Below are 7,887 nucleotides of genomic sequence, written 5' to 3'. Positions count from 1 at the left end.
GGCGATAGGCGCGGGTGGCCTGCGTGCGGTGGCGCGGAACGTATGCCACCTCGACGTTCAGCAGCTCGGCGCGCAGCAGCCGGGTCAGCACGGACGCGAGATCGGCGTCGGCGCCGACCACCACCACCCGCCGCGCCGAGGCGAGCGCGGCGTCGATGTCGACGGGATCAATTACCCTCAGCCGCGTCAGCGATCGCGGCACGCGACGGCCATCGAACATCACTACGGCGATGTCAGGGTCGTCTATCGGTCCGGCTCCTCCCCGCGCCCTCCGGCGCGTATCGTCGCCGGACGGGCCTCCTCGCAAACAGCTGCGATAGTGTGGGTCACCGGCTGGACCACAATAAGCGGCAGAAATGAGTGGGAGAAACGCCATGCCGGCAATCGTCCTGATCGGCGCCCAATGGGGCGACGAGGGCAAGGGCAAGGCCACCGACCTACTCGGCGGCCGCACCAAATGGGTGGTGCGCTACCAGGGCGGCAACAACGCGGGACACACCGTGGTGCTGCCCAGCGGTGAGAACTTCGCCCTGCATCTCATTCCGTCGGGCATCCTGACGGCCGGCGTCACCAACATCGTCGGCAACGGTGTGGTCGTCGATCCGGGCGTGCTGCTCGACGAGCTGAAGGGCCTCGAAGACCGTGGCGTCGACACCTCGAAGCTGTTGATCTCGGCCGACGCGCATCTGCTGATGCCGTATCACGTGGCCATCGACAAGGTGACCGAGCGCTACATGGGTAGCAAGAAGATCGGCACCACCGGCCGCGGGATCGGGCCGTGCTACCAGGACAAGATCGCCCGTATCGGAATCCGGGTCGCTGACGTGCTCGACGAGGAAATGCTGACCCACAAGATCGAAGCCGCACTGGAATTCAAAAACCAGGTGCTGGTCAAGATCTACAACCGCAAGGCGCTGGACGCGGGGCACGTCGTCGAGGCCCTGTTGCAGCAGGCGGAGAGTTTCAAGCACCGCATCGCCGACACGCGGCTGCTGCTCAACAACGCACTGGAGGCCGGTGAGACCGTCCTCCTGGAAGGCTCGCAGGGCACGCTGCTCGACGTCGACCACGGCACGTATCCCTATGTGACGTCATCGAATCCGACCGCCGGCGGCGCCGCCGTCGGCTCTGGCATCGGCCCGACCCGGATCACCACTGTGCTGGGAATCCTGAAGGCTTACACCACCCGCGTCGGCTCCGGTCCGTTCCCCACCGAATTGTTCGATGAGAACGGCGAATACCTGTCCAAGACCGGCGGCGAGTTCGGTGTGACCACCGGCCGGCGTCGGCGCTGCGGCTGGTTCGACGCCGTCATCGCCCGCTACGCCACCCGGGTCAACGGGATCACCGACTACTTCCTGACCAAGCTCGACGTGTTGTCCAGCCTGGAAACGGTCCCGGTCTGCGTCGGCTACCGCGTCGACGGCAAAGAGACGGCGGAAATGCCGATGACCCAGAGCGAGTTGCACCGCGCCGAACCGATCTACGAGGAACTGCCCGGCTGGTGGGAAGACATCTCCGAGGCGCGCGAGTTCGACGACCTGCCGGCCAAGGCTCGTGACTACGTGTTGCGACTGGAAGAGCTTGGCGGAGCGCATATCTCGTGCATCGGTGTCGGTCCGGGTCGCGAGCAGACCATCGTGCGGCGCGACGTTCTTGCGGCCCGCCCATGACCGATCCCTCGCAGAGTCCAGAACAACTCGACCCCGACTACGACCATCACGGCGGCTTTCCGGAATACGGCGCCGCCAGCCCGGGTCCCGGGTTCGGCCGGTTCGTGGCAGCGATGCGGCAGTTGCAGGATCTGGCGGTGTCCGCCGACCCCAGCGACGATGTCTGGAATGACGCCGCCGAGCACGCCGAAGCCCTGGCTGATCAACTCGCCCCGTTCAAGGCCCCCGAAGGCCAGGCCCCGGCGGGCCGTTCGCCGCAACTGCCCGGAATGGGCAGCCTGCTGCTGCCGCCGTGGACGATGACCAGGTACGACCCCGACGGCGTGGAGATGCGTGGCCACTTCACCCGGTTCCACGTCGGCGGTAACGGCGCGGTGCACGGCGGTGTGCTCCCGCTGCTGTTCGACCAGGTCTTCGGGATGGTCGTGCACGCCGCGGCCAGGCCGATCAGCCGCACCGGCTTCCTGCACGTCGACTACCGCAAGATCACCCCGATCGACACCCCACTGACGGTGCGGGGTCACGTGGCGGCGACTGAGGGCCGCAAGGCCTTTGTCCGCGGCGAACTGCTCGACGGCGACACGCTGCTGGCCGAGGCCAACGGCTTGATGGTGCGCCTGCTACCCGGCCAGCCGTAGGGGCCGCGAACTGCGCGACATCGGTCACACGGGCGGCGCACCTATCCTTGAGCAGCGTGACTAGGGAGAAGGTGGAACCGGTGGCTGACGGCAGGCCCCAGAACAAATTGACTCACGCGCACCGCGATGACCGCCGGCCGACGGTGATGTTGCTGGGGTCCGGAGAGTTCAGCCGCGAGCTGGCGATCGCGCTGCAGCGCCTGGGCGCGCACGTGATCGCGGCCGAGCGGTACGCCGATGCGCCGGCTCATGGCGTGGCCGACCAGGCGCTGGTAGTCAACATGACCGACGCCGACGAGCTGGGCGCGGCGATCAGACGGCTACAGCCGGATTTCGTGGTGACGGCCTCCGACGTCGTCGCGGCCGACGCGTTGCTCGCAGTGGCCGAAGCCGGTACCGCCGAGGTGGTGCCCACCCCGCACTGCGCCCGGCTCACCGCCGACCGGGAGGGCATTCGCCGGCTGGCCGCCGACGAACTGGGCCTGCCCACCGCCCCGTTCTGGTTCGCGGGTTCGCTCGACGAGCTGCGCGCCATCGCCGACCACGCCGGCTACCCGTTGCGCGTGCAACCGGTTGCTGCCGTCGGCGGCGAGGGGCAGTCCGTGGTTCTGCTGCCGGGCGATCTGGAGTCGGCCTGGCAGCGGGCAGTCTCCGCCGGTGGCCGACTGGCCCACAGCCGGGTGGTAGCTGAAACGCTCGTCGAGATCGATTTCCACGTCACTCTGCTGACGGTGCGCAGCGTCGGGCCGACGGGGCCGACGCTCGACTTCTGTGCGCCGATCGGCCATGGCGAAGCCATTGGTGACGTGCAGGAGTACTGGCAGCCGCAGGACATGACCCCCGCCGCGCTGGATGCGGGCAGGTCCATCGCGGCCCGGATCGTCAAGGCACTGGGCGGCCGCGGTGTGTTCGGGGTGGAGTTGATGGTCCGCGGGGACGAGGTCTACTTCAGCGACGTCACCGCCCGGCCGTTCGAGAGCGGCCTGGTCACCACCCGTACCCAACGACTCTCGGAATTCGAGCTGCAGGCCCGGGCCATCCTGGGGCTTCCGGTAGACACGATCATGATTTCGCCGGGTGCCGCGGAGGTGATCTACTCCGGCGGCGCGGTGCAGGGTCCGCATTCCGGTGGCGCACTCGGCGATGCGCTGCGCAGGCCGGAAAGCGACGTGCGGGTGTTCAGCCACGACGACTCTGAAGCTCGGCGCCCGTTGGGGGCCGCCGTCGTCACCGCCGCGGACGTGACCGCCGCGCGCAGCCACGCGCGCGAGGTGTCGACCGCGCTGCGACGGCTCTGGTAGCCGGTCGTTAAGGCGTGTTGGGTGGGGTTGGCGCGTTCGGTGGAGCTGGTACTGGCGGAGCCGGTGCAGGAGCTGAAGGCGGCGGAGGATTTGGGATCGCCATGCAAGCAAAAAAAGTCGCAGGCAGGCAGGGGCCAGGCCCGAGTGGGGAGAGGGATCCAAGGACCAGGGCTGCTGCCGCCGTGACGGCAAAGGCTTTGTTCATCTTTTGACTTCCAGAACACCTGACGGCAAAAGTGCTCGTCCATGTCAAACCGTACGCGCATTCGCAGCTGGTTATAAGGCTAGCGGTGAGTCTCCGGGTACCCACGTCACAGCTAGAAGCATCGGGGGGATTTCAGCTGATGTCCATCCACGAATATTGTCGAGTACAACGTTGGCAAACGAGCATGGGAAACCGCAGGTGACGACAGCGTCAGAGCGTTCATACGCAGGAGATATCACCCCCGAGCAGGCATGGAAGATGCTCAGCGAGAACCCCGAGGCGGTTCTGGTCGACGTACGAACCGACGCCGAATGGCGCTTCGTCGGCGTGCCTGATCTGGCCAGCCTGGGCCGCGATGTCGTGTACATCGAATGGAACGCTTCCGACGGCAAGCCCAACGAGAACTTCGTTGCCGAGCTGTTGGAGCACGTTCCGGCCCGCGACGACCGCCCAGTGGTGTTCCTGTGTCGCTCGGGTAACCGCTCGATCGGGGCGGCCGAGGCCGCCACCGAGGCCGGCGTTGCCCCCTCTTACAACGTGCTCGACGGTTTCGAAGGTCAACTCGACGGCAACAGTCATCGCGGCGGAAGAGGTTGGCGGGCAATCGGTTTGCCGTGGAAGCAGACATGACCGACGACGACGATGCAGAGCGTAGCGATGAGGTGGGGGTACGCCCCCTCGCCGCTGCGCGGCTGGAGGTACCCCCACCCGCTTGCGGGGGAAAGCGGCGCAAATCTACCGACGAGCCCAAGCAGGTGCCGTCGGTGCGCACGCCATTACAGCTCCCCGACGGCGTCAGCCAGGCCACGATCGGCGTGCGCGGCGGCATCCTGCGGTCGCAGTTCGACGAGACCGCCGAAGCCATGTATCTGGCGTCCGGCTACGTCTACGGCTCGTCTGCCGAGGCCGAGCAGGCGTTCACCGGCGAAGTCGATCGCTACGTCTACTCGCGCTACGGCAACCCGACAATCAGCATGTTCGAGGAACGCCTGCGCCTGATCGAGGGTGCCCCCGCGGCATTCGCCACCGCGAGCGGGATGGCCGCGGTCTTCACCTCGCTCGGGGCATTGCTGGCAGCCGGTGATCGGCTGGTCGCATCGCGCAGCCTGTTCGGGTCGTGTTTCGTGGTGTGCAGCGAGATCCTGCCGCGGTGGGGCGTCGAGACCGTATTCGTCGACGGCGACGACCTATCTCAATGGGAGAAGGCGCTTTCCGTGCCTACCCAGGCGGTGTTCTTCGAGACGCCGTCGAATCCGATGCAATCGTTGGTCGACATCGCCGCCGTCACCGAGCTCGCACACGCGGCAGGCGCGAAAGTCGTATTGGACAACGTTTTCGCGACTCCGCTTCTGCAGCAGGGCTTTCCGCTCGGTGTCGACGTGGTGGTCTACTCGGGTACCAAGCACATCGACGGGCAGGGCCGAGTGCTCGGTGGGGCTATTCTCGGCGATAAGGAATACATCGACGGCCCGGTGCAGAAGCTGATGCGCCACACCGGGCCCGCAATGAGTGCCTTCAACGCCTGGGTAATGCTTAAAGGCCTTGAGACGCTTTCGATTCGGGTCGATTACCAGAACGCGTCGGCGGAGCGGATCGCGGAATACCTGGAAGGCCACTCCGCGGTGCGATGGGTTCGTTACCCGTTTTTGACGTCGCACCCGCAATACGACCTGGCCAAGCGGCAGATGTCCGGCGGTGGCACGGTGGTGACCTTCGAGCTCGACGTCCCTGACAGTGCGGCCAAGCAGCGGGCTTTCGAGGTACTGGACAAACTGCAGTTGATCAACATCTCCAACAACTTGGGCGACTCGAAATCCCTTGTCACCCACCCGGCGACGACAACCCATCGTGCGATGGGGCCAGAAGGACGTGCGGCTATTGGGCTGGGCGACGGGGTAGTTCGCATCTCGGTGGGGCTGGAGAGCACCGATGACCTGATTGCCGACATCGACAGGGCCTTGAGCTAGGAGTCCGCTGAGAGTTTCCTGGTCATCGGCAATCTGAATGTCCGACAACCGATGTTGGCGCGATGGTTGCTCGTTACGCCGTTATTCATCTTGCCGTTGTTTAGTCTTTTCAATCGATTTGGTCTGCTAAGAAGCTTCGGCGGGATAGTAACGACACAGCGAGTACGGTCGATACCAGAACGACGGTGCGTATCGCAGCGTCCACCCCTGACTGCACTGGGCCAGATATGGAGAGACCTGAGTGATATCGTGCATCAGCCGGCCGCGGACGTCACCTCATCCGCTGACCGGCGATTTCTATGAATGGGCCGTCGTCGTCGATGGTGACGAAATTCCCTGGCAGAGCTACGCGGGCCCACTGAGATTCGACGAAACCGACTTCGCCATCGCGACGCGCAAGTTGTTGTCGATCGAACCCGATGAGCTTCCCGAGCTGGTCGGCGAGCATGTCGAATTCTCTTCGCCAAGCGAGGAACAGCCGCGTCTGATGGTGCATTCGACCACGCCGTACGCCAGCAGCTTCGAAACCGATCTCACCGCGATGGTGGAGGGGCGGCCGCTATTGGACCTCACCACATATGTGGAGACTCGCGGACTCTACCTTGCCCGCAGTGGCGATCTCGTTGTCGGACGGACTCAGCCGTGGCGGCGCGGCGCTGCGCCGAGTGGCGTTGAGCGCCTAGTACTTCCCGATGCGGACTACTACTACATGTCTCAGGCGCTGCTGCGTCGCGCGGTCGACGGTGGCGACCGCGATCCGGTGATGCGCCAGATCATCGAGTTTCTGCAAGAGAACCCTTCAACGGTTGTGTGCCCGTACGACTTTGAACCCGAGTTCCAGCTGTTCGTGACCTGGTTGGCTCGGATCACCGGACTTGGCCGAATCCGCGTCGACGCCAACGATTCTCGCCTAGGGGTGTGGAACCGTAAGCGCATGCTGCATCCGACGGTCGGGGCCGCATTGAGTCTGGAGAGCCAGGTGGCCGGCCAGCCGGGCGCGGTCATTTTGGAGCATGAGCACCGGGCCAGCGAGGCGTTCAAAGTCCTGCAGACACCCATTCCTGTGCTGCCGGGTTACGCGGTTACCTGGCAAGAGGATTGCGAAGGTTTCGTTCGCGATCTTCTTCGGGCGGGCGGGCTCCTGCAGGACCGTTACGGGCTGTCGCGTGCCTGCCTGAAGCCGTCCGAAGGCGCCAACGGCGGTCGGATCGTGCCGAATATCGAACTCGAGGACACCCGGCGTCTCGAGGAGCTTGCGACCGCCGCGTGGAAGTTGGGCGGTGACCAAGTCCTCGAAGCGCACGTCACCTACTTCGAACGAGAAGTCGGCGGCGAACGGGTCTTGACCACGCCGTCAGCCCACGTGCGCTCGGGCACGCTGCTGGACGGTCTCACTCTGCAGTTCATGCGCGGCACATCGTGGAAGGGCAACATCTACGTGAGCGCCTCGGACTGGGAGAACCTCGGTCTGGACGCGAGCCTCTACACCGGGCTGCGAAAGACGATGACCGACCTGCATCAACGACTGGGTTTGCTGCACTGCGGCATCGACTTCGCCGTCGGCACCGTGGGCGGCGTTTTCGGTGACACGGTGGTGGCCGCGGTTCAGGACATCAACCCGAAAGTCACTGGTGCCCTGTTCTTACGCGAGTTCATGGCGCGTCATCCCGAGATCGGTATCGGGGCTGCCACCCGCGTGCTCAGTCCGGAGGCGACGGAAAGTGCCGAGAACATCCGCTCGCTGGTGTCGGAATTCTGCACGGCCGAACAGCCCTGCGAGGAGGTCGCCGTCGTGCCGGGCCGTTGGGCGATGATCGCGACCGCGGGGCCGACGTCGGTATCGGCCGGAGCGCAAGCGTTGACCCTCGAGCGGATGCTTGCCACGTCGCGGTGATGTGGTGACGGCGAGATAACAATTGCCACAACAAAGTAGCGCGACGCGCGCAATGAATACCGGGAACAGCGGCGCGCTCAACTTATCGTCAGTTTGTGTATCGCCGAACGGTTCTGAAACTGCCGTTGATGCTGGCTGCCGGCACTGCTCTGGCGTCGTCGCCGCGCGCCTCGGCTGAGCCACCGCGCGCGTCTGCCGAGTCGAGTCGG

The 7,887-nt window shown here is 65.3% G+C and carries 7 protein-coding genes and 1 pseudogene; 7 read left to right on the top strand and 1 reads right to left on the bottom strand.

Translation table 11 applies throughout. The features are described 5' to 3' along the window. A pseudogene (locus WAN02_RS09345) lies at window positions 1–220 on the bottom strand (peptidase M50); the annotation flags it as partial. Between the two features lie 154 nt (window positions 221–374). On the opposite strand from WAN02_RS09345, the gene WAN02_RS09340 reads away from it, so the two are divergent. The 7 genes from WAN02_RS09340 to WAN02_RS09310 form a co-directional block, all read left to right on the top strand. Beyond that, window positions 375–1,673: an adenylosuccinate synthase gene (locus tag WAN02_RS09340; protein ID WP_422263872.1), complete on the top strand. Its 1,299-nt coding sequence runs from the start codon at window positions 375–377 to the stop codon at window positions 1,671–1,673. After that, a complete protein-coding gene (locus WAN02_RS09335; protein ID WP_422263871.1) occupies window positions 1,670–2,311 on the top strand; it encodes a PaaI family thioesterase in 642 nt (213 codons plus the stop codon). Before WAN02_RS09340 ends, WAN02_RS09335 begins: the two co-directional genes overlap by 4 nt. An 80-nt stretch (window positions 2,312–2,391) precedes the next feature. Beyond that, window positions 2,392–3,612: a formate-dependent phosphoribosylglycinamide formyltransferase gene (gene purT, locus WAN02_RS09330; RefSeq protein WP_422263870.1), complete on the top strand. Its 1,221-nt coding sequence runs from the start codon at window positions 2,392–2,394 to the stop codon at window positions 3,610–3,612. Between the two features lie 403 nt (window positions 3,613–4,015). After that, on the top strand, window positions 4,016–4,447 hold the full coding sequence (locus WAN02_RS09325) for a rhodanese-like domain-containing protein (RefSeq protein ID WP_422263869.1): 432 nt from the start codon (window positions 4,016–4,018) through the stop codon (window positions 4,445–4,447). Beyond that, window positions 4,444–5,784, top strand: coding sequence for an O-succinylhomoserine sulfhydrylase (locus WAN02_RS09320; RefSeq protein WP_422263868.1), 1,341 nt, complete (start codon window positions 4,444–4,446; stop codon window positions 5,782–5,784). The genes WAN02_RS09325 and WAN02_RS09320 overlap by 4 nt, the downstream gene beginning before the upstream one ends. A gap of 241 nt (window positions 5,785–6,025) precedes the next feature. Further along, on the top strand, window positions 6,026–7,678 hold the full coding sequence (locus WAN02_RS09315) for a hypothetical protein (protein ID WP_422263867.1): 1,653 nt from the start codon (window positions 6,026–6,028) through the stop codon (window positions 7,676–7,678). A gap of 95 nt (window positions 7,679–7,773) precedes the next feature. Then, a partial coding sequence (locus tag WAN02_RS09310; protein WP_422263873.1) for a hypothetical protein occupies window positions 7,774–7,887 on the top strand: 114 nt, incomplete at its 3' end.

Origin of the sequence: Mycobacterium sp., assembly GCF_049281135.1 — a bacterium.
Taxonomy (GTDB): Bacteria; Actinomycetota; Actinomycetes; order Mycobacteriales; family Mycobacteriaceae; genus Mycobacterium.
The sequence above is the reverse complement of the archived record's forward strand: the minus strand, read 5'-3'. Positions and strand labels throughout refer to the sequence as shown.